We start from the raw sequence: 18,940 nt of genomic DNA, 5'->3' as shown, positions 1-18,940 counted from the left end.
GCCGCTCCTTTGTTGACGTCGCTTCGCCCGGAATCCGCCGATGTCGACGGTTCGAGCGGAAAGCTAGACGCGCACGTGTTAACGCTGTCTTGCCGCCCCATGATCGCCCTTGCGACCGTGAGACGCAGCTTAGGACTCGATTAAGCATAGCGCCTCAAAACATGGTTAACGCCAAGCGTAAGGTTTGCCTCCATGTCCCGTAAACGCGCCCTCGAAATGTCCGCCAGCGCCCTCGCACAGGCCGACGTAGTCGGGGCTGGGCCGATCCACGCCGGGCAGATGAACACCGCCATCGGCGATTCGGCGTCCAACGAAGCCCTGGAGCGCCTCAAGCGCGCCACCCAGGATGTTAAGAATGCCGAGAACAGCAAACTTCTGAACCGCGCCATCCAGGCGGTGCACCAGCAGGAGTTCGACAAGGCCGACAAGCTGGCCTTGAAGCTGTTGGCGACCGACGACCGGCTGGGCCTGGCCTGGCACGTCCTGGCCATCGCGCGCGAGAAAAAGGGCGACTACGCCTCTTCGCTGCGCGCGTACGAGGCGGCGCTGGCCCTGCTGACCGACCATGGCTCGGTCGCCGGGGACCTGGGTCGCCTGGCCCTGCGAATCGGCATGCCCGAACTGGCGGCCGGCTTCTTCGGCCACTTCCGCCTTTCCCGCCCCAACGACCTGGAAGCCGCCAACAACCTGGCCTCCGCGCTGCGAGAGCTGAATCGAGAGAGCGAGGCGATCGATGTGCTGAAAGCCGCCATCGGGACTCACCCCGAAAGCCCCGCGCTGTGGAACACCCTGGGCACGGTGATCTGCAACACCGGCGACGCCGCCGGCTCGATCGTCTTCTTTGACGAAGCCCTGCGCCTGGACGCTCAGTACAGCAAGGCCCTGCACAACCGCGCCTTCGCCAAGTCCGACATGGGCGACGTCGAGGGCGCCCTGACCGACTGCCTGGAGGCGCTGAAACGCCCCGGCACGCCGCACGATCACGCGATCATGGAGTTCGCCTACTCCACCTTGCTGCTGGCCCAGGGCCGACTGGAGGAAGGGTGGAAAGCCTATGAAGCGCGTTTCTCGCGCGAACTGACCGACGCGCCGCTGTTCTATGTCGGCGGCGCGCGCTGGTCCGGCCAGGACTTGAACGGCAAGCACCTGCTGCTCAGCGCCGAACAGGGCTTGGGCGACGAGGTCATGCTGGCCAACATGCTGGCCGACACTCGGGCCCTGCTGGGTCCTGAGGGCAAGCTGACCCTGGGGGTCGAACCGCGCCTGATCCCGCTGTTCCAGCGCTCTTACCCCGACATCGAGGTCACTCGGCACCGCACCGTGCAGTATGAAGGCCGCGTGTGGCGCACCTTCCCGGAGATCACCGACTACAGCCAGATCGACTACTGGGCGGCCATGGGCGACTTCCTGCCCAGCCTGCGCCCCACGGTCGAGTCGTTCCCGGACCGCCGCGCCTATCTGACGCCCGATCCCGAACGCGTCGCCCACTGGAAGGGCGAACTCGAAAAACTCGGCCCCTCGCCCAAGGTCGGCATGCTGTGGAAGAGCGCCAACCTGACCTCGGAACGCGCCCGCCAGTTCTCGGCCTTCGAGGTGTGGGAACCGGTGCTGAAGACGCCCGGCGTCACCTTCGTCAACCTGCAGTACGGCGACTGCGAGAAGGAAATCGCCTTCGCCAAGGAGACCTTCGGCATCGAAATCTGGCAGCCGCCGGGCATCGACCTGAAGAAGGACCTGGACGACGTCATGGCCCTGTGCGCCGCCGTTGATCTGGTGGTCGGTTATTCGAACGCCACCATGAACCTGGCCGGCGCGGTCGGGACGACCAGCTTCATGCTGACCGGCGCCGCCTCGTGGACCCGCCTGGGCACCGACTATTACCCCTGGTATCCGAGCGTGCGCTGTTTCGTCACGCAGCAGTACGGCCACTGGGAAGAGGCCATGGCCAACATGGCCGAGGCCCTGGCCGATTTCGTCGCCGAATAGTTGCATTTATCCGCATTTATTGCGGCCAAGAAACGCTTCAGTCGCATTTCTGCGCCGATCACGGTCTAGTTGCACACCTTGACCGGAGCTTTGCGTGCTCCGGAGCGGGACGACGGGCATGCGTAAAACGGAAGTGCGGTTGCGCGACGTGCGCGAGGACGACCGCGAGCGGCTGCTGGCCTGGCGCAACAGCGCCGAGGTCGCCGCCTACATGTATTCCGACCATAAGATCGGTCCCGATGAGCACGATCACTGGTTCGATGTCGTGCGCCACGATAAACGCCGCCGCTACTGGATCATCGAGGCCGACGGTGAGCCGGCGGGCCTGGCCAACCTGGCCGACATCGACATGACCCATCGCCGTTGCGCCTGGGCCTACTACCTCGCCAGCCCGAACGTTCGCGGCCTGGGCGTCGGCTCTTTCGTCGAGTTCGCCGTCATCGAGCACGTGTTCGGCGAGCTGGCGCTGAACAAGCTGTGGTGCGAGGTGCTGATCTCCAACGAAAGCGTGTGGCGCCTGCATGAGCTGTACGGCTTCAAGCGCGAGGCCCTGCTGCGTGAGCACGTGATGAAGAATGGCCATGAGGTCGACGTGGTCGGCCTGGGCTTGCTCGCCTCCGACTGGGCCACGCAGCGCGAGGCCATGGCCCAGCGCCTGCGCGATAAGGGCTTCGACATCCCGCCGGCCCCATCCCGGGCCGCCTGAAGGCGCCCTCCCCCATCGTTAGGCTTGCCAAGCGCGTCGGCGCCGATAGTGTGATCCGCTCAATTTGAACAACTGTTCGAACCGGATCCGACTCATGAGCCAGCGCTTCGAAGGCACTTCCGACTACGTGGCGACCGACGACCTGAAGGTCGCGGTGAACGCCGCTGTGGCCCTGGAGCGTCCCCTGCTGATCAAGGGCGAGCCCGGCACCGGCAAGACCGTGCTGGCCTACGAAGTCGCCAAGGCGATGGGCGCGCCGCTGATCACCTGGCACATCAAGTCGACGACCAAGGCCCAGCAGGGTCTGTACGAATACGACGCCGTCACCCGCCTGCGCGACAGCCAGCTGGGCGACGAGCGCGTCAAGGACGTCAAGAACTACATCAAGAAGGGCAAGCTCTGGGAGGCGTTCGAGAGCGAGCAGCGCCCGGTGCTGCTGATCGACGAGATCGACAAGGCCGACATCGAGTTTCCGAACGACCTGCTGCAGGAGCTCGATCGCAACGAGTTCTACGTCTACGAGACCAACGAGACGATCAAGGCCAAGGTTCGGCCGATCATCATAATCACCTCGAACAACGAGAAGGAACTGCCAGACGCCTTCCTGCGCCGCTGTTTCTTCCACTACATCCGCTTCCCCGAGGAAGCGACGATGCAGGCCATCGTCGACGTCCACTTCCCCGGCATCAAGCAGAAGCTGGTCGCCGAGGCGCTGCGCATCTTCTACGACATGCGCAAGGTCCCGGGCCTGAAGAAGAAGCCCTCGACGTCCGAGCTGCTGGACTGGCTGAAGCTGCTGCTGGTCGAGGACATCGACGATCAGGTTCTGCGCGAGAAGGACCCGACCAAGCTGATTCCGCCCCTGCACGGCGCCCTGCTAAAGAACGAGCAGGACGTGCACCTGTTCGAGCGCCTGGCCTTCCTGGCCCGTCGCGAGGGCTCTGGGGCGCGTCCGGGCCAGTAAGCGCCTGCGACGATTTGGCCGTTAACTTGATTTCACTGGACGCGCGCTAGGCGTGCGCCCACCTTCCCGCGCATCGAGGGAAGGCCCCAAGGATACCCATGCGTCATTCGAAATGGCTGGCCGCGGCGCTGATGATCGGCGTCGGCGCGAGCGCGCTCACCGCCTGCCACCGCACCCAGTCCGACCAAGGCCAATCCGAGCGCCGACCTGGCCGCCGCGAGCCGATCCACGTCATCGACAAGCTGGACTGCCCCGAACGCCAGGGTGAGCTGAAGCGCATCAGCGTCGCCGCCGATGGCCAGTCGTGCAGCTACCAATCCGGCGAGGCCACGGTCGACCTGCGGCTGGTGCGGCTGAATGGCGGCGATGCCGAAGCGGCCCTGGCCCCGATCGAGGGCGAGCTGAAGCAGATCATGCCGACGCCACCCGCCTCGCCCAAGCCTGTCGAGGGCAAGGGCAAGTCCGGCAAGAACCAGACCTCCATCAACCTGCCCGGCGTGAAGATCAACGCCAGCGACGGCGGCGCCGACATCCGCATCGGCCACCTGACCATCAACAGCGACGGCGGCGCGGCCGAGGTGAAGGTCAACAAGAACGTCAACATCCGCGGCGACGACGCGCACGGCGCGGTCAATGTCTCGGCCAATGACGAGCATGAGGGCGACGTCACCATCAAGGCCGACGATCATGGCGCCGAGATCCGCACCCAGAAGAAGGGCGACATCGTCCGCTCGACCCTGATCCTGGCGAACGACAAAGCCCCGAAAGGCTATCGCCTGGCCGGCTACGAGGCCCGTGGTCCCAAGGGCGGCCCGCTGGCCGTCGCCGTCGTCAAGGCCAAGACCCGCGACACCGACGACCACGACATCTTCCGCGACATGAAGGCCCTGGTCCGCCACAACGTGGGCGGCTAGCGAGCCCTACTGCGGGACCGGTTCGACCTGCATCACCTTGTAGGTCAACGGCCGACCATCCTCGTCGGTGACGGTCACGTATTCGCCCAGGGCGAAGCGGTGCTCGCCCAGGCGATGCAGCGGTTCGTCGTCGGCGACATCCTCGTCGTCATAGTCGAAGAACCAACGCGTCCCGCGCTTGTTCAGGCGGCCATCCACCGCATCCTCGTCGGGCGCGAAGCGACGCACGCTGCACGCGCCTTTGACCTTGGCGTAGGCGCCCTCGTCGATATGGCCGTCCTCGGTCAGCGGGGCGGTCAGGGCGTAGCCGCGATGGTCGTCGCCGCCAGCGAACTCGGTGCCCGGATTGCGCGCAAGGCGCATCACGATGCGGGACAGGGACATCCAGTGTCTCCCTTCTAATGAAACTTCAGCCTGTTAGTGCGACAGGAACAGGGAAGGACCGTCGCTGTTGAGCAGCGTGCGGGTCGTGCCCCCGAAGATGAATTCCTGCAGCCTGGGATGACCGAACGCGCCCGCGACCAGGAGGTTCGCCCCCGTGTCCTTCGCCGCGCCCAGCAGTAGGCCGGCGGCGTCGCCGTTGCCCTCCAGCGTCTTCACCGTAGCTTTCACGCCGCGCGCGGCCAGGAACTCGACCAGGCGGTCCAGCTCGAAGGCCCGCGACGAGGCGCCGGGGGCGCCGGCGATGATCACCGAGCCGGCCTTCTGCAACAGCGGCAGGGCCGTACGCATGGCGCGGCTGGCCTCCTTGCCGCCGTCCCAGGCCACCAGGGCCACACCGTCAACCTGGAAACCCGGGCGGGCCACCAGGGTCGGCCGCTGCTCGTCGGCGACCAGCTGCTGGAAGGACTCGGCCAGAGGCCCCTTCCCGCGCGCCGAGGCGTCGTCGAAGACGATGACGTCGGACAGGCGGCCTTCCATCGCCAAGCCCGCCCAAACGGGCGAATCCAGACTGATTACGCGGGTGCGCGAATAGCCGGTCTCGGCCGCCAGCTTGCCGCAGGCCCGCGCGCCTTCCTGGGCGGCTTCCTTCAGGCTTTCCAGCGCGGTGACCTGCACGCCGCCCATGAACCCCTCGCCCATCCAGGGCATCAGGTCGGCCATGTCAGCGGGAGCGTGGACACAGGCCAGTTCGGCCTGGAAGGCCCCGGCAAGCGCCGCGGCGGAGGTCAGAACACCCTTGTCGTTCGGGGTTCCGGCCAGCGGAACCATAATTCTCGCCCAACTCATGATCGAACTCCCTTCAAGGGCATTTCCACAGATGACGGCGACGGCCACATTGATCTTTCTCAATCCATGGGCCAGTCAACCACCTTCACCGTAAGGAACGATCTCGTGGCCAAAGGGCTGCATAGGGGCGCACCGCCCCGCGCGTGGCAAAGAATGCTCTCCGGACGTCGGCTCGACCTGCTCGATCCGTCGCCGATGGACATCGAGATCGAGGACATCGCCCACGGCCTGGCCCGCGTCGCGCGCTGGAACGGCCAGACGGTCGGCGATCACGGTTTCTCGGTGGCCCAGCACAGCCTGGTGGTCGAGGAGATCGCCGCGCACATCAAGCCCGACCTGGAGCCCAAGTGGCGCCTGGCCGCCCTGCTGCACGACGCCAGCGAATACGTGATCGGCGACATGATCAGCCCGTTCAAGGCGGCGCTGGGGGTGAGCTACAAGGATTTCGAGGCTAGGCTGGAAGACGCCATCCACATCCGCTTCGGACTGCCGGTGAAGACTCCCGCCCCGATCAAGAAGCTGATCAAGCAGGCCGATCGCGCCTGCGCTTTCTTCGAGGCCACCCAACTGGCGGGCTTCGAGCACGCGGAGTCGCTGTCGATCTTCGGCGCGCCGCCGGCTGGCTACGACCTGAAGATCACGCCGCAGCCGCCGTTCGAGGCCCAGGCGCGCTACGTCCAGCGCTTCCACGTCCTGTCGCGCGCGGCCGGCTTCGAGAGCGCCCCGGGCGCGGCGTTCGAGACCGAATGACCAGTTCGGTCGTCATCGGCCTGTCGGCGGTGGTCGTCGCGATCCGCGATGGCGAGGCCGTCGTGCTGACCGTGCGGCCGCACGATGCGATCACCGATGTCGCCTCCTCGCTATCGGGCCTGCCGTTCGGCCCTTTCGATCCCGAGGCGCACCGCACCTTCGAGCTGGGCCTGCGCGCCTTCGTGACCGCCCAGACCCGGTTCCAGCCGGGCTATGTCGAGCAGCTCTACACCTTCGGCGACAAGGGCCGCGACGCCCCGCGCGCCGAGGTCGGGGCCGGCGCGGCGCGCGTGGTCTCGGTCGGCTATCTGGGCCTGACGCCCAAGGCCATCGACACCGACGCCCCCGACACCGCCTGGGCGCCGTGGACCCGGTTCTTCCCATGGGAGGACTGGCGGGCCGGCCGCCCCGCGTTGCTGGACGAGGCCATCGCCCCTGCCCTCAAGCGCTGGGCCGGCGACGACGCCGCCAAGTGGTCGCGCGCGCGCCTGGCCTTCGCCCTGGACAGCGCGCCGTGGAACGAGGAACGGGTGCTGGAGCGCTACGAACTGCTCTACGAGGCCGGCCTGGCGCCCGAGGCGGCCCGCGACCGGGCCCGCGCCGACGGCTACGACCCGGCCGAGCCCGCCGCCCTGTCGGCGGCGCTGGGCGAGCCGATGATCTCGGATCACCGGCGGATCCTGGCCACCGGCCTGTCGCGCCTGCGCGGCAAGATCAAGTACCGCCCCGTCGTGTTCGAACTGACCCCCGAAGAGTTCACCCTCTCGACCCTGCAGCGCACGGTCGAGGCCATCGCCGGCGTGCAGTTGCACAAGCAGAACTTCCGTCGCGTGGTCGAGCGCGAGGAGTTGGTCGAGGGCCTGGGCCGCCTGGACGCCGAGACCGGCGGCCGCCCGGCCGAGCTGTTCCGCTTCCGCCGCGAGATGCTGGCGACCCGCCAGGCGACCGGCCTGTCACTGCCGCTGCTGCGGGATTGATAGAGGGACGAGGTTCGCCCTAAGCTCGCCCCAAGATGGCAAGCAAGAAGATCATGATCATCGCGGGCGCCATGGCGGCCGTCGTGCTGGGCGGGATCGGCGTGGGCCTTAGCGTCTATGTCCTGCGCGACGCCGACAGCGAGGAAACGGCCGACAACAAGGACGATCCGCTGCAGATCGCCGGCGCCAAGATCGCGATCGAGAACCGCTTCCCCGAGGCCCAGCTGACCTTCGGCCAGACCTTCGTGCACTGGGACGGCGAGGTTCCGTCGGTCTGCGGCCGGGTCGACATCGTCGAGAAGGAAGACTCGTTCGACGGCGAGGAGCGCTACGTCTTCTCGGAGGGCGGCCTGACGATCGAGGAGGTCGATGGCACCGACGCCCTCGAACAGAAGTGGTCGGACGTCTGCGAATGACAGCGTCGCAATAGACCCGCAACAAAGGCGGCGCAGCCTCCGGTAGTCCTCACCGTCGGAGACTGGTCGTGCGATCCAAACTCCTTATCCTGACATGCCTGGGCGTCGCCGTGGCGACAGCCGCCGTCGCTCAAACCCGGCGCTACGAGGTGACAGTGTCACCCGCCGCCAAGGCCTCGGGCTACCAGAAGGTCCGTGTCGAGAAGGCCGCCATCGGCGCCACGCCGATCCGGGTCTGGGCCAATACCGCCATCGATCCCGACTGCTCCGAGCATCAGCCCGGCGCGACGCTGACCGTGCTGGAACAGCCGGCCCACGGCGTGGCGAGCATCAAGGACGAGCCCTATTACGCCGCCTTCCCGGCCGCCAATCCACGCTCGGCCTGCAACACCCGCAAGGTGCCGGGCCATCAGGCCTACTACACCGCCGCCGCCGGCTATACGGGCCATGACCGGATGGTGCTGCAAGGCTCCTCGCCTGACGGCGGCGTTCGACGGATCACGGTCGACCTGACGGTTCGCTAGTCGATCGCCGGGGTCCGGGAGAAGAACGGCAGCATGGTGGCGTTGACCAGAAAGAGTCCCACACCTACGAGCGACCAATAAAATCTTAAGTTGAAGACGGTTAGCATCACCGAACACCATGGTGAGCCCCGCGGATGCACTTACTCGACTATTTCGATATCAACCGGCGCGCCCCCCGGAACAACTACTGGAACATCCAGAAGCGTTTGATCGGATTGTGTATCGTTCTGTATTTCGTGTCGTTCTTCGTCATGATGGCGGCCGGATACTATGGATATCCCTTGGTGCTCGTTCTCGGGCTTACCTATTTCGCGGCGCTTTGTAACGGCATTCGCCGCGCCCATGATCGCAACCGAGGCATCCTCTGGTTTCTACTGGTGACGTTGGGGCCATTTCCTATCGGCTATGCCGGCGTATCGATATACGATGCTCAGCCGTGGGGTCAGGCGCTCTGCATAACGGCTGCGGCTTTAAAGAGCTGGGGCTGCGTTGAGATGGGATTGATGGACGGCCATCCCAGCCACAACCGCTACGGAGCGCCGACGCCGGCCTGATCACCGCTTTCCGCCTCGACTCGCGCCCGCCACTTGGCCTTCAGCGTGTGCGAGGTGTCGCGCGAGCCGTCATGGCTCCACCCAGGCGGGCCGAAGATGTAGCCCAGGGCATGGCGCGGCGAGGCGGCGACGTCCTTGGCGATGCCGACCCACTCGTGGAAGACGTTGTGCAGGATGTTGAAATTTCCCAGGTTCTTGACCGTGCCATAGCTGCAAGGCTCCTCGTCGACCTCGGGGATGAAGGTGCCGAACATCTTGTCCCAGATGATCAGGATGCCGGCGTAGTTGGCGTCCAGGTAGCGGGCGTTGCGGGCGTGGTGCACCCGGTGATGCGACGGCGTGTTGAACACCGCCTCGAACCAGAGCGGCATGCGCTTGATGGCCTCGGTGTGGATCCAGAACTGATAGACGAGGCTGACGCCTTTCTGGATCGCCACCATGGCCGGCGGAAACCCTAAGAAGGTCAGCGGCAGCCACAGCAGCCAGGTGCCGGCGACGCCGCCGGTCCAGGTCTGACGCAGGGCGGTCGACAGGTTGTAGTGGGTCGAGGTGTGGTGGTTGACATGGCTGGCCCACCAAATCCGGCGCTCGTGCGCCAGCCGGTGGAACCAGTAGTAGGTCAGGTCCTCCAGCAGGAAGAGCACGACCCAGGCCCAGATCGCCGTCATCGGGATCGTGAAGATCCGGTGATTCCAGATCCAGACCGTCGTGGCGAAGATCACGCTGCCTAACAGCAGCCCAGCGACCGTGCTGCCGAAACCCATGCTCAGCGACATGGCCGTATCGCGCGTCTCGTAGTTGGCCTTGGCCTTGCCAAAGCGCCCCAGCAGGATCTCCAGGATAATGGCCAGCACGAAGAACGGGATGGCCAGCTGGACGGGATCGAAGGCGGCTTTCAGCATCAGGCGAGCTCTTTCGGCGGCCAGGCGTCGTCATTGACGGCGAAGACGGGACGGGCGTCGGACAGGCGCAGGGTCAGCCGGCCATTGGTCGGTTTCAGGGCGGCGACCGTGCTCCACGGCAGGTCGCGGGCCACATAGCCGTCGCCGCGTCGGTACAGCACCAGGGCCAGCGCGCCGTCGCGGGCGATCAGAGCGGCGCCGTCGGCGGCGATCCAGACGGCGTCCGGCTTGTGATCGGGAAATTCCAGGCTCAGTAGCGCTCGGGCCGACTCGGCATCGAGCGGCGGGGTCGCCCTCGCCACCCCCAGCCACGCCGCGAACGCCACCAGCAAAGCGACGGCCGTGATCGAGCCGCCCAACTGAATCAACAGCGCCTTGTCCAAGACCGACGCATCCCCCGTAACTTATTGCCGTTTAGATTGCCGGGCGCGGGGCCGCCGTCAAGCCGTTCAAATCTTGGAAAACTTTAGATTGTAGGCATGAGCTTCCGCGCCTTTCGAGACAGAAGCCGCTCATGTTTTTCTATTCCATGCGTCACTTCGCCGATTTCCACGGCCGCTCTCGGCGGGAAGAGTTCTGGCCGTTCGCTATCTTCGCGTGGGCGACCCGCTGGATCGGCCTCGTCGCCTTCTTCGGCGGTTTTGGCATGCTGAGCTACGCTGGGAACATGGGCGATGAGACCGCCATTCCGGCTGGCGGCGCGATGATCGTGGGCGGGGGCGTCTACATGCTGTGGGTGTCCATCGCGCTGATGTCCGTCACCGCGCGCCGGCTGCACGATATCGGCATGACAGGCTGGCTGACGCTGCTGCACTTCGCGCCGCTGGTTGATCTGGCCCTGTATGGCTTGGCGCTGGTCCCCGGTTCAACTGGCCCAAATCGCTATGGCGACGATCCCAAGGCGCCGGCGACCTTCGCCTATTAAAAAACGGCGCGCCCCGGATCGGAGCGCGCCGCGTTTTTGCTCGTTGAGCCGAGCCTAGAACCGGCGGACGTAGCCCACCGACATCGTGTTCGAGCTCAGATCGCTCTTGGTATATTCCGACTTGGTGTAGTCGGCGCGGATGCCGTTCTTGTCGTCGAACTTGTACTCGGCGCCGACGCCGTAGTTCCAGCTGTCGCGACTGCCATCGAACCCCGTGGCGGCCGGGTTCTTGGTCTCGAACTTGGTCGTGCCGTAGCCGACGCGACCGATCAGATCGAGATTGGGCGTCACCGGCAGGAAACCGACGGCATAGGCGGCGGCCTGATGTTCCATCTTCACATTGGCCGGACCGCCGGGCGTGTAGGTCTTGTCGCCGTCGACGCCGCCGGCCACCTCGGCCTCGACGCCGAAATTAGGCGTAAACTTGGCGCCCACGCGCCCTTGAATGGCGCCGGTGTCAGCGCCACGGGTCCGAGTTTGGCCATAGTTCACCGAACCATAGACCTCGGTCGAATTCTGAGCCTGTGCAACGAACGGGACCGCGAGAACCGAACCGGCGATCAGGGTAGTGGCGATGAGAGTCTTCATTGTTGTACTCCAATTCTACTCGTAGTCTTCAGCTCCCTCAGCCAGCCTAGGGCTAGGCGGATAACGCGGCGGGCATGGGGCGGTTCACGGCCCTGTTTGAGGCCGTTGCGTGTCGTTGCCGAAAAGCCACGCCCAAAAGCCTCGGGGATGACGGCGCCGCCTTCCGTGTTATCTACGGGTTCAAACAAGCGTCAGAACGCGGACTCACGAAGCCCGCGCGTATCATCGGGACCGCCGTCTTGCCGCAAGCCGTCATCGCCGCCACGGGGCTGTTCACCCCGCCCCACAGCATTTCCAACGCCGAGCTGGTCGAGGCCTTCAATAGCTTCGTCGAGCGGTTCAACGCCGCCAACGCCGAGGCCATCGCGGCCGGCGACGTGGTCGCCCTGGCCCCGTCCTCGCCCGAATTCATCGAGAAGGCCTCAGGCATCAAGTCGCGCTTCGTGATGAACAAGGACGGCATCATCGATCCCGACCTGATGCGCCCGATCATCCCCGAGCGGTCGAACGACGAGCTGTCGATCCTGGCCGAGATGGCCGTCGAGGCCGCCAAGCAGGCCATCGAACGCTGGGGCAAGCCGGTCAGCGAGATCGGCGCGGTGATCTGCGCCGCGTCGAACATGCAGCGCCCCTACCCGGCCATGGCCATCGAGATCCAGCAGGCTCTGGGCATCGAAGGCTTCGCCTTCGACATGAACGTGGCATGCTCGTCGGCCACCTTCGGCATCAAGACCGCCGCCGACTTCGTCACGACCGGCAGCGCCAAGGCCGTGCTGATGGTCAATCCCGAGATCTGCTCGGGCCACCTGAACTTCAAGGACCGCGACAGCCACTTCATCTTCGGCGACGTGGCCACGGCCGTGATCGTCGAGGACGCCGATCAGGCGACCGGTGGCTGGGAGATCCTGGGCACACGCCTCAAGACCCAGTTCTCGAACAACATCCGCAACAACTTCGGCTTCCTGAACCGCGCCGCGCCGGAAGGCGAAGGCGCCAAGGACAAGCTGTTCGTCCAGGAAGGCCGCAAGGTGTTCCGCGAGGTCGTGCCGATGGTCAGCGAGATGATCGTCGAGCATGCCGGCGACCTGGGCCTGGACCCGACCGGCCTGAAGCGCCTGTGGCTCCACCAGGCCAACATCAACATGAACGAGATGATCGGCCGCAAGGTGCTGGGTCGCGATCCGGCGCCGGGCGAGAACGTCATCATCCTGGACGAGTACGCCAACACCAGCTCGGCCGGCTCGATCATCGCTTTCCACACCGCCAATGACGACTTCGCCGCCGGCGAGACGGGCCTGATCTGCAGCTTCGGCGCGGGCTATTCGGCGGGTACGGTGTTCGTGCGCAAGCGGTAGAACACCCTACTCCCGATCTTCCCGGCGAAAGCCGGGGAGATCGGACTAGTCGGGCGCTTTGGGATGCGTCGCCTTCCAGTCCATGGCCCGACGCACGCGGACGCTCACGGCCGGGTGGTCGTAGAACAGCACCTCCTCCAACTTGGACGGCGTGGCGGCGCGGTACTCGATGGTCTTGACCAAGGCCTTGGCCAGGCCATCGGGCTCGTTGAAATGGACAAGGCTGTAGCGATCGGCGTCGCTCTCGACCTCGCGGATCAGGGTGTTGGTGATCGGACCGCCGACTAGGCCCAGCACCGCCATGATCACCGCCAGCACCGGCAGGCCGGCCGGATCAGCGATGCCCGTCACGCCCTTGGCGTTCAGGGCCGTGGCGAACCACGGGAACACGCGGTCGGCGATGAAGAACGCCACGACCGCCAGCACGGAGAAGATGCTGGTGATCCACAGGCTGTGCTGGTGAGCGTAGTGGCCCATCTCGTGGCCCACGACACCGCGCACCTCGGCGATGTCCGCCCCCTTCTTGAACATCACGTCGCTCATCGCCACCCGCGCCGAGCCGCCCAGGCCCGAGACGTTGGCGGTATAGGCGTTGGACTGCCGCGAGCCGTCATAGACGAAGATCTTGTCGTGCGGGATGCCGACCTGCTTGGCCATGGCCACGACCTCGTCGCGGACCGGCCCAGGCGGCGCGGGCGTATATTTGTTGAACAGCGGCTCGATATAGATCGGCGCGATCAGCATGCCGAAGATGATGAAGCCGGCCGTCAGACCGCCCGCCCACAGCCACCACAGGCGGCGGGCCTTGCGGATCAGCAGGTACAGCAGGGCCAGGAACAGCGCCGTGAACACGACCGAGATCGTCGTCGCCATCACGTTCTGGCCCAGCCAGCCCCCAAAGGCCTGGCTGGTCAGGCCGTATTGCTTTTCCCGCCACCAGTTGGCGTAGACCGACCAGGGCAGCTCCAGCGCCCAGCTGAAGCCGACATAGACCGACGCCACGACCAGGCTGGCTAGGAACGGCCGCGGCTTGGTCTTCTCGACGCCATTCTGAAGCCTAGTCAGCACGCCCGTGCGGATGACGATCCAGGCGACCAGCACCGAGACGATGAAACCCCACAGCAGCAGCCAGTGGCCGCCTTGCGTGTAGTGCTGGGCCTTAGCGTGGGCCTCCGGCGGCAGTTGCGCCAGATAGGCAGCCGTCGCGGCCGCGGGATCGAACGATTGAGCCATGGGTCTCCTCCCCCGGAGATTGCGCCGACGAGCTAGCCCCGAGTCCGCGATCCGCGCAGCTTAAATCGTGCTCATGCTCCGTGGCCGGCTGACCGGGCGACGTTCAGGGCTGGCGAACCGCGCACGCGCGTATAGAACTGCGCAGGATTGTTTCGTCTGAAGGTCGTCCGATGCGATTCCCTGCCCGCCGCGCCGTCGTCGCCGGTCTTGGCCTTGCCCTGCTGGCCGCCTGCGGCAAGAAGCCGGAAGCCGGCAGCGGCTGGGACCGGATCAAGGCGTCCGGGACCTTGCGCGTGGGCCTGGAAGGCACCTATCCGCCGTTCAACTTCCAGGACAAGGCCGGCCAGCTGACTGGTTTCGAGGTCGACTTCGCCAAGGCCTTGGCCGCCCAGATGGGCTTGAAGGTCGAGTTCAGCCCCGCGCCGTTCGCCGGCCTGCTGGGCGCCCTGGAGTCGGGCCGCGTCGACGTGGTGATCAACCAGATCACCATCACCCCCGACCGCCAGGCCAAGTACGACTTCTCCGAGCCCTATACCGTCTCGGGCATCCAGATCATCAAGCTCAAGGACAAGCCGGGCCTGGACAAGCCCGAGGACCTGGCCGGCAAAAAGGTCGGCGTCGGCCTGGGCACCAACTACGAGCAGTGGATTCGCGCCAACGTCCCGACCGCCGACGTGCGCACCTATGATGACGATCCCACCAAGTACCAGGACCTGAAGGCCGGCCGCACCGACGTCGTGCTGAACGATCGCCTGGTCGCCGCCGACTTCGTCAAGACCTCGCCGGAATTCGTCGCCTCGGGCCCGCCGTTCGCGGCCCAGGGCGCGGGCGTGGCGATGAAGAAGGATCCGGGCCTCAAGGTCGTGATCGACCAGGCCATCAACGCCCTGCGCGCCGACGGCAAGCTGGCCGCCATCTCGCAGCAGTGGTTCGGCCAGGACGTGACGCACTAGGTTCCCATGGAGACCGGCCTGGATCTTCTGCGCCAATCGGCGCCGCTGCTGGCCAAGGGCGCTGGCTATACGGTGCTGCTCAGCGTCATCGGCATGGGCGTCGGCGTCGTGCTGGGCTTTGGCCTGGCGCTGATGCGGCTCTCGCGCTCGCCGCTGCTGCGCTGGCCGGCCAGCGTCTATGTCTCTGCCTTCCGGGGCACGCCGCTGCTGGTGCAGCTGTTCCTGATCTACTATGGCCTGCCGCAATTCGGGCTGGAGATGCCGCCGCTGGTCGCCGCCGGCATCGGCTTCTCGCTCAACGTCGCCGCCTATAGCTGCGAAATCCTGCGCAGCGCCATCGCCGCCGTCGACAAGGGTCAGTGGGAAGCCGCGAGCGTGCTGGGCATGAGCCGCGGCCAGACCCTGCGCCGCGTGATCCTGCCCCAAGCCGCCCGCACCGCCGTGGCCCCGCTGTCGAACAGCTTCATCGGCCTGGTCAAGGACACCTCCCTGGCCGCCACGATCCAGGTGCCCGAGCTGTTCCGCCAGGCCCAGCTGATCACCGCGCGGACCTACGAGATCTTCACCATGTATCTGGCCGCGGCGGCCATCTACTGGGTCATGTCCACCGCCCTGGCCGCCGTTCAGGCGCGCCTCGAACGCCGCGCCTCGGAGGGCCGCCGATGAGCGCGATCGACGCCAAGGGCCTGAAGAAGAGCTATGGGGACACCCCTGTCCTGGCCGGCGTCGACCTGACCGTTTCGCCGGGCGAGGTCGTGGCGATCATCGGCCCCAGCGGCTCGGGCAAGAGCACCTTGCTGCGCTGCCTGGCCGGGCTGGAAGCCATCAATGCCGGCGAAGTGACGATCGCGGGTGTCACGGCGGGCGGCAAGGTCCCACTGGCCAAGGCGTTGAACGGCAGAGTCGGCTTCGTCTTTCAGAACTTCAATCTCTTCCCGCACAAGACGGCGCTGGAGAACGTGATCGAGGGACCGATCGTCGTCCGCAAGGCCGATCCCGCCCAGGCGCGCGCCAAGGGCCTGGCTCTGCTGGAAAAGGTCGGCCTTGGCGGCCGCGCCGACGCCTATCCCGCCGCGCTGTCGGGCGGCCAGCAGCAGCGCTGCGCCATCGCCCGGGCGCTCGCCATGGATCCGGAAGTCATCCTGTTCGACGAGCCGACCTCGGCCCTCGACCCCGAACTGGTCGGCGAGGTGCTGGCCGTGATCCGCGACCTGGCGGCCGAAAAACGCACCCTGGTGATCGTCACTCACCAGATGGATTTCGCGCGAGATGTGGCCGACCGCACGATTTTCATGGACGGCGGCGTCATCGTGGAGCAAGGACCATCACGTCAGCTTCTCGCCGCTCCGCGCGAGGAACGGACCCGTCGGTTCCTAGCCAGGTCGGGTGTGCTCCAGCCATAATTTGGCCCACGGCGCGCTGCACCTCCTGCTAGCGCGTAAGGCGAATGCGTAGGTAGCCTCGCTGCTCACACGCGCTCTAAATATTTGAATCCAAAGCCCTACGCCGGGTGGCTTTTATGGCGAGGACAGCGTGAAGCCTTATATCGAACTCAAGGGCGCCTCTGGCGCGGTCTACCGCTACAAGCTGGCTGAGAATGGTGACCCCAACACCACGATCGCCGGCAACTACGTCTATGTGGATTCCAAGGGGACCGTGATCTACGCGGGCGAGGCCAACAACCTGATCGACTCCAAGGGTCGCTGGTCCGAGGCTTATTCGCGTCATGGCGCGACCTGGCTGTACACGCGCCTGAACGTGTCCGGCGCCTCGCGGGCCGACGAATATTCCGACATCGTGATCGCCCTGCAGCCGATCATGAATAAGGCGGACTAGGGTCTGCTGTCCGGGCGCGGACGCGGCTAAGGTCCCGTCAGATGCGCCCGGAGATTCTCTTTCCTCTCTTCACCTCGGTGTCCACGCTCAAGGGCGTGGGCCCTCGTGTCGCGCCGCTGCTCGAAAAGCTGGCGGGGCCGATCACGCGAGACGTGCTGTTCACCGCGCCGACCGGCTTGATCCGGCGGTCGGTGACCACGGTCGACCAGGCCGTCGAGGACCAGGTCCAGACCTTCGTCGTCACCATCGACGCCCATTACCCCTCGCAACGCCCCAGCCAGCCCTGGAAGATCCGCGCCTGGGACGGCACGGGCTTCCTGACGCTGATCTGGTTCAAGGGGCACGGTCCGCACCTGGAGCGCCAGCATCCCAAAGGGGCCCGCCGCGCGGTCAGCGGCAAGGTCGAACGGCCCAACGGCTACGCTTCCGAACTCCAGATAGCCCACCCCGACTACATCGTCGACGAGGAGCGGGCCGGCGAGATCCCCGAGATCGAGACCGTCTATCCCGCCACCCACGGCCTGCCTTCGCGCACCTTCCGCAAGTTCGCCCTCGAGGCCCTGGCCCGTGCGCCCGAGCTGCCCGAATGGCAGGATCCCGCCTGGCGCGAGCGCGAGAAACTGCCGGGCTGGCGCGAGGCCCTGGCGGCGATGCACGCCCCGGCCAGCGAGGCCGACATCTCGCCCCTGGCGCGGCCTCGCCGCCGCTTGGCCTACGACGAGTTGCTGGCCCACCAGCTGGCCCTGGCCCAACGCAAGGCCTCGCGGCGCTCGACGCCGGGTCCGCGCATCCCGTCCGGACCGCTGTCGGACCAGGCCGAGAAGGCCCTGCCCTTCAAGCTGACCGGCGCCCAGATCCGCAGCCTCTCCGAGATTCGCGGCGACATGGCCTCCGGCGAGCGCATGAGCCGACTGCTGCAAGGCGATGTCGGCTCGGGCAAGACCGTGGTCGCCATGCTGGCCATAGCCGATGCGGCCAGCGCCGGCTTCCAGTCGGCGCTGATGGCCCCGACCGAGATCCTGGCCCGCCAGCACTTCGAGACCATCGCCGCGCCGCTGCAGGCGCTGGGCCTGTCGCCGGTGCTGCTGACGGGTCGCGACAAGGGCGCTGGCCGCTCGGCCAAGCTGCTGGCCCTGGCGGATGGACGCCATCATGTCGCCGTGGGCACCCACGCCCTGTTCCAGGACGATGTCGTCTACGACAAGCTGGCCCTGACGATCATCGACGAACAGCACCGTTTCGGCGTCAACGAGCGCCGCCGACTACAGGACAAGGGCGAAGGGGTGCACCTGCTGGCCATGTCCGCCACGCCGATCCCGCGCACCTTGGAGCTGACCGTCTTTGGCGACCTGGACGTCTCGCGCATCGACGAGAAGCCGCCGGGCCGCACGCCAGTGGCCACCCGCGCCGCGCCCACGCCGCGCGTGCCCGAGATCGTCGACCGCCTGCGCAGCGCCATCGCCAGCGGCGCCCAGGCCTTCTGGATCTGCCCGCTGGTGTCGGAGTCCGACAAGGTCGACCTGCGCGCCGCCGAGGACCGCGCCGCCGATCTGGCCCGACACCTGCCCGGCGTCGGCCTGGTCCACGGCCAGATGCCACCGGCCGAGAAGGACGCGGTCATGCAGCGCTTCGTCGACGGCGAGGTCAGCTTGCTGGTCGCCACCACGGTGGTCGAGGTGGGCGTGAACGTCCCCAACGCCAGCATCATGGTGATCGAGCACGCCGACCGCTTCGGCCTGGCCCAGCTGCACCAGCTGCGCGGCCGCGTCGGCCGGGGCGCGCGGGAAAGCTCCTGCGTCCTGCTCTACGACCCGCCGCTCTCGGAGGTCGCCCAACAGCGCCTCGACATCCTGCGCCGCAGCGACGACGGCTTCGAAATCGCCGAGAAGGACCTGGAACTGCGTGGCGGCGGCGACCCGCTAGGCCTCAAGCAGAGCGGCTTCCCCGCCTACCGCCTCGCCGATCCTGTCGCGCATCGCGACCTGATCGCCGTGGCCGCCGACGACGCCCGCCTGATCCTGGCCCGCGATCCGCAGCTGACCTCGCCCCGCGGCCAGGCCCTGCGCATGCTGCAAGAACTGTTCGACTGGAAACCGGCCTCGCCGCTGAACGAAGCGGGCTGATCAA

22 protein-coding genes are annotated in these 18,940 nt (G+C 66.4%); 16 read left to right on the top strand and 6 right to left on the bottom strand.

The genetic code is table 11. The annotated features are described in order from the left end of the window. The first annotated feature begins 192 nt into the window (after window positions 1-192). The 4 genes from J7528_RS11455 (at window position 193) to J7528_RS11440 (ending at window position 4,570) form a co-directional block, all read left to right on the top strand. Entirely contained in the window at window positions 193-1,986 is a 1,794-nt protein-coding gene (locus J7528_RS11455; RefSeq protein WP_291874177.1) for a tetratricopeptide repeat protein, read from the top strand. A 118-nt stretch (window positions 1,987-2,104) separates the two neighbouring features. Further along, on the top strand, window positions 2,105-2,692 hold the full coding sequence (pseH, locus tag J7528_RS11450) for a UDP-4-amino-4,6-dideoxy-N-acetyl-beta-L-altrosamine N-acetyltransferase (RefSeq protein ID WP_291874174.1): 588 nt from the start codon (window positions 2,105-2,107) through the stop codon (window positions 2,690-2,692). A gap of 94 nt (window positions 2,693-2,786) precedes the next feature. After that, window positions 2,787-3,656: a MoxR family ATPase gene (locus J7528_RS11445; protein ID WP_291874171.1), complete on the top strand. Its 870-nt coding sequence runs from the start codon at window positions 2,787-2,789 to the stop codon at window positions 3,654-3,656. A gap of 98 nt (window positions 3,657-3,754) precedes the next feature. Continuing rightward, window positions 3,755-4,570, top strand: a complete 816-nt coding sequence (locus J7528_RS11440; RefSeq protein WP_291874168.1) for a hypothetical protein — start codon at window positions 3,755-3,757, stop codon at window positions 4,568-4,570. 6 nt (window positions 4,571-4,576) lie between these two features. Here the strand turns inward: J7528_RS11440 and J7528_RS11435 are convergent, their stop codons facing one another. Continuing rightward, a complete protein-coding gene (locus J7528_RS11435) occupies window positions 4,577-4,954 on the bottom strand; it encodes a hypothetical protein (protein ID WP_291874166.1) in 378 nt (125 codons plus the stop codon). A gap of 33 nt (window positions 4,955-4,987) precedes the next feature. Beyond that, entirely contained in the window at window positions 4,988-5,800 is an 813-nt protein-coding gene (locus tag J7528_RS11430; RefSeq protein ID WP_291874163.1) for a universal stress protein, read from the bottom strand. Between the two features lie 105 nt (window positions 5,801-5,905). On the opposite strand from J7528_RS11430, the gene J7528_RS11425 reads away from it, so the two are divergent. The 5 genes from J7528_RS11425 (at window position 5,906) to J7528_RS11405 (ending at window position 9,021) form a co-directional block, all read left to right on the top strand. Continuing rightward, on the top strand, window positions 5,906-6,550 hold the full coding sequence (locus J7528_RS11425) for an HD family hydrolase (protein WP_291874161.1): 645 nt from the start codon (window positions 5,906-5,908) through the stop codon (window positions 6,548-6,550). Then, window positions 6,547-7,527: an NAD regulator gene (locus tag J7528_RS11420; RefSeq protein ID WP_291874158.1), complete on the top strand. Its 981-nt coding sequence runs from the start codon at window positions 6,547-6,549 to the stop codon at window positions 7,525-7,527. Before J7528_RS11425 ends, J7528_RS11420 begins: the two co-directional genes overlap by 4 nt. Window positions 7,528-7,562: 35 nt before the next feature. After that, window positions 7,563-7,943, top strand: a complete 381-nt coding sequence (locus J7528_RS11415) for a hypothetical protein (RefSeq protein ID WP_291874156.1) — start codon at window positions 7,563-7,565, stop codon at window positions 7,941-7,943. Between the two features lie 68 nt (window positions 7,944-8,011). Beyond that, window positions 8,012-8,467: a hypothetical protein gene (locus J7528_RS11410; protein ID WP_291874155.1), complete on the top strand. Its 456-nt coding sequence runs from the start codon at window positions 8,012-8,014 to the stop codon at window positions 8,465-8,467. 134 nt (window positions 8,468-8,601) lie between these two features. After that, the gene (locus J7528_RS11405) at window positions 8,602-9,021 is read left to right on the top strand and encodes a DUF805 domain-containing protein (protein WP_291874153.1); all 420 of its coding nucleotides are present in this window, start codon (window positions 8,602-8,604) and stop codon (window positions 9,019-9,021) included. On the opposite strand, the gene J7528_RS11400 is transcribed toward J7528_RS11405, so the two are convergent. Together J7528_RS11400 and J7528_RS11395 are read right to left on the bottom strand one after the other, a co-directional pair. Then, the gene (locus J7528_RS11400) at window positions 8,997-9,923 is read right to left on the bottom strand and encodes a sterol desaturase family protein (RefSeq protein WP_291874150.1); all 927 of its coding nucleotides are present in this window, start codon (window positions 9,921-9,923) and stop codon (window positions 8,997-8,999) included. The two genes, J7528_RS11405 and J7528_RS11400, sit on opposite strands and share 25 nt — an antisense overlap. Beyond that, a complete protein-coding gene (locus tag J7528_RS11395) occupies window positions 9,923-10,306 on the bottom strand; it encodes a hypothetical protein (protein ID WP_291874147.1) in 384 nt (127 codons plus the stop codon). The genes J7528_RS11400 and J7528_RS11395 overlap by 1 nt, the downstream gene beginning before the upstream one ends. Before the next feature lie 131 nt (window positions 10,307-10,437). Here J7528_RS11395 and J7528_RS11390 point away from each other — a divergent pair, with 131 nt between their 5' ends. Beyond that, entirely contained in the window at window positions 10,438-10,848 is a 411-nt protein-coding gene (locus J7528_RS11390; RefSeq protein ID WP_291874144.1) for a DUF805 domain-containing protein, read from the top strand. A gap of 54 nt (window positions 10,849-10,902) precedes the next feature. Here the strand turns inward: J7528_RS11390 and J7528_RS11385 are convergent, their stop codons facing one another. Next, window positions 10,903-11,436 carry a porin family protein gene (locus J7528_RS11385; RefSeq protein ID WP_291874142.1) on the bottom strand — a complete coding sequence of 178 codons (534 nt, stop codon included), beginning with the start codon at window positions 11,434-11,436 and terminating at the stop codon, window positions 10,903-10,905. 239 nt (window positions 11,437-11,675) lie between these two features. On the opposite strand from J7528_RS11385, the gene J7528_RS11380 reads away from it, so the two are divergent. Continuing rightward, on the top strand, window positions 11,676-12,791 hold the full coding sequence (locus tag J7528_RS11380; protein WP_291874139.1) for a beta-ketoacyl-ACP synthase III: 1,116 nt from the start codon (window positions 11,676-11,678) through the stop codon (window positions 12,789-12,791). A gap of 45 nt (window positions 12,792-12,836) precedes the next feature. Here the strand turns inward: J7528_RS11380 and J7528_RS11375 are convergent, their stop codons facing one another. Then, window positions 12,837-14,024, bottom strand: coding sequence for a M48 family metallopeptidase (locus J7528_RS11375; RefSeq protein ID WP_291874136.1), 1,188 nt, complete (start codon window positions 14,022-14,024; stop codon window positions 12,837-12,839). A gap of 170 nt (window positions 14,025-14,194) precedes the next feature. Between J7528_RS11375 and tcyJ the strand changes: the two genes are divergently transcribed. The 5 genes from tcyJ to recG all read left to right on the top strand — a co-directional run bounded on the left by tcyJ (window position 14,195) and on the right by recG (window position 18,936). Continuing rightward, window positions 14,195-14,977 carry a cystine ABC transporter substrate-binding protein gene (gene tcyJ / locus J7528_RS11370; protein WP_291874134.1) on the top strand — a complete coding sequence of 261 codons (783 nt, stop codon included), beginning with the start codon at window positions 14,195-14,197 and terminating at the stop codon, window positions 14,975-14,977. A 6-nt stretch (window positions 14,978-14,983) separates the two neighbouring features. Next, complete coding sequence (gene tcyL / locus J7528_RS11365) at window positions 14,984-15,643, top strand: cystine ABC transporter permease (RefSeq protein ID WP_291874132.1); 660 nt, start codon at window positions 14,984-14,986, stop codon at window positions 15,641-15,643. After that, window positions 15,640-16,380: an amino acid ABC transporter ATP-binding protein gene (locus J7528_RS11360; protein WP_291874130.1), complete on the top strand. Its 741-nt coding sequence runs from the start codon at window positions 15,640-15,642 to the stop codon at window positions 16,378-16,380. The genes tcyL and J7528_RS11360 overlap by 4 nt, the downstream gene beginning before the upstream one ends. A 130-nt stretch (window positions 16,381-16,510) precedes the next feature. Beyond that, on the top strand, window positions 16,511-16,813 hold the full coding sequence (locus tag J7528_RS11355; protein ID WP_291874127.1) for a hypothetical protein: 303 nt from the start codon (window positions 16,511-16,513) through the stop codon (window positions 16,811-16,813). Between the two features lie 41 nt (window positions 16,814-16,854). Continuing rightward, window positions 16,855-18,936, top strand: a complete 2,082-nt coding sequence (gene recG / locus J7528_RS11350) for an ATP-dependent DNA helicase RecG (RefSeq protein WP_291874125.1) — start codon at window positions 16,855-16,857, stop codon at window positions 18,934-18,936. Window positions 18,937-18,940: the final 4 nt, after the last annotated feature.

Origin of the sequence: Caulobacter sp., from assembly GCF_017744445.1 — a bacterium.
In the GTDB taxonomy this organism is placed as follows: domain Bacteria; phylum Pseudomonadota; class Alphaproteobacteria; order Caulobacterales; family Caulobacteraceae; genus Caulobacter.
Note: the sequence above shows the minus strand (reverse complement) of the source record. Positions and strands in the feature narration are given on the sequence as shown.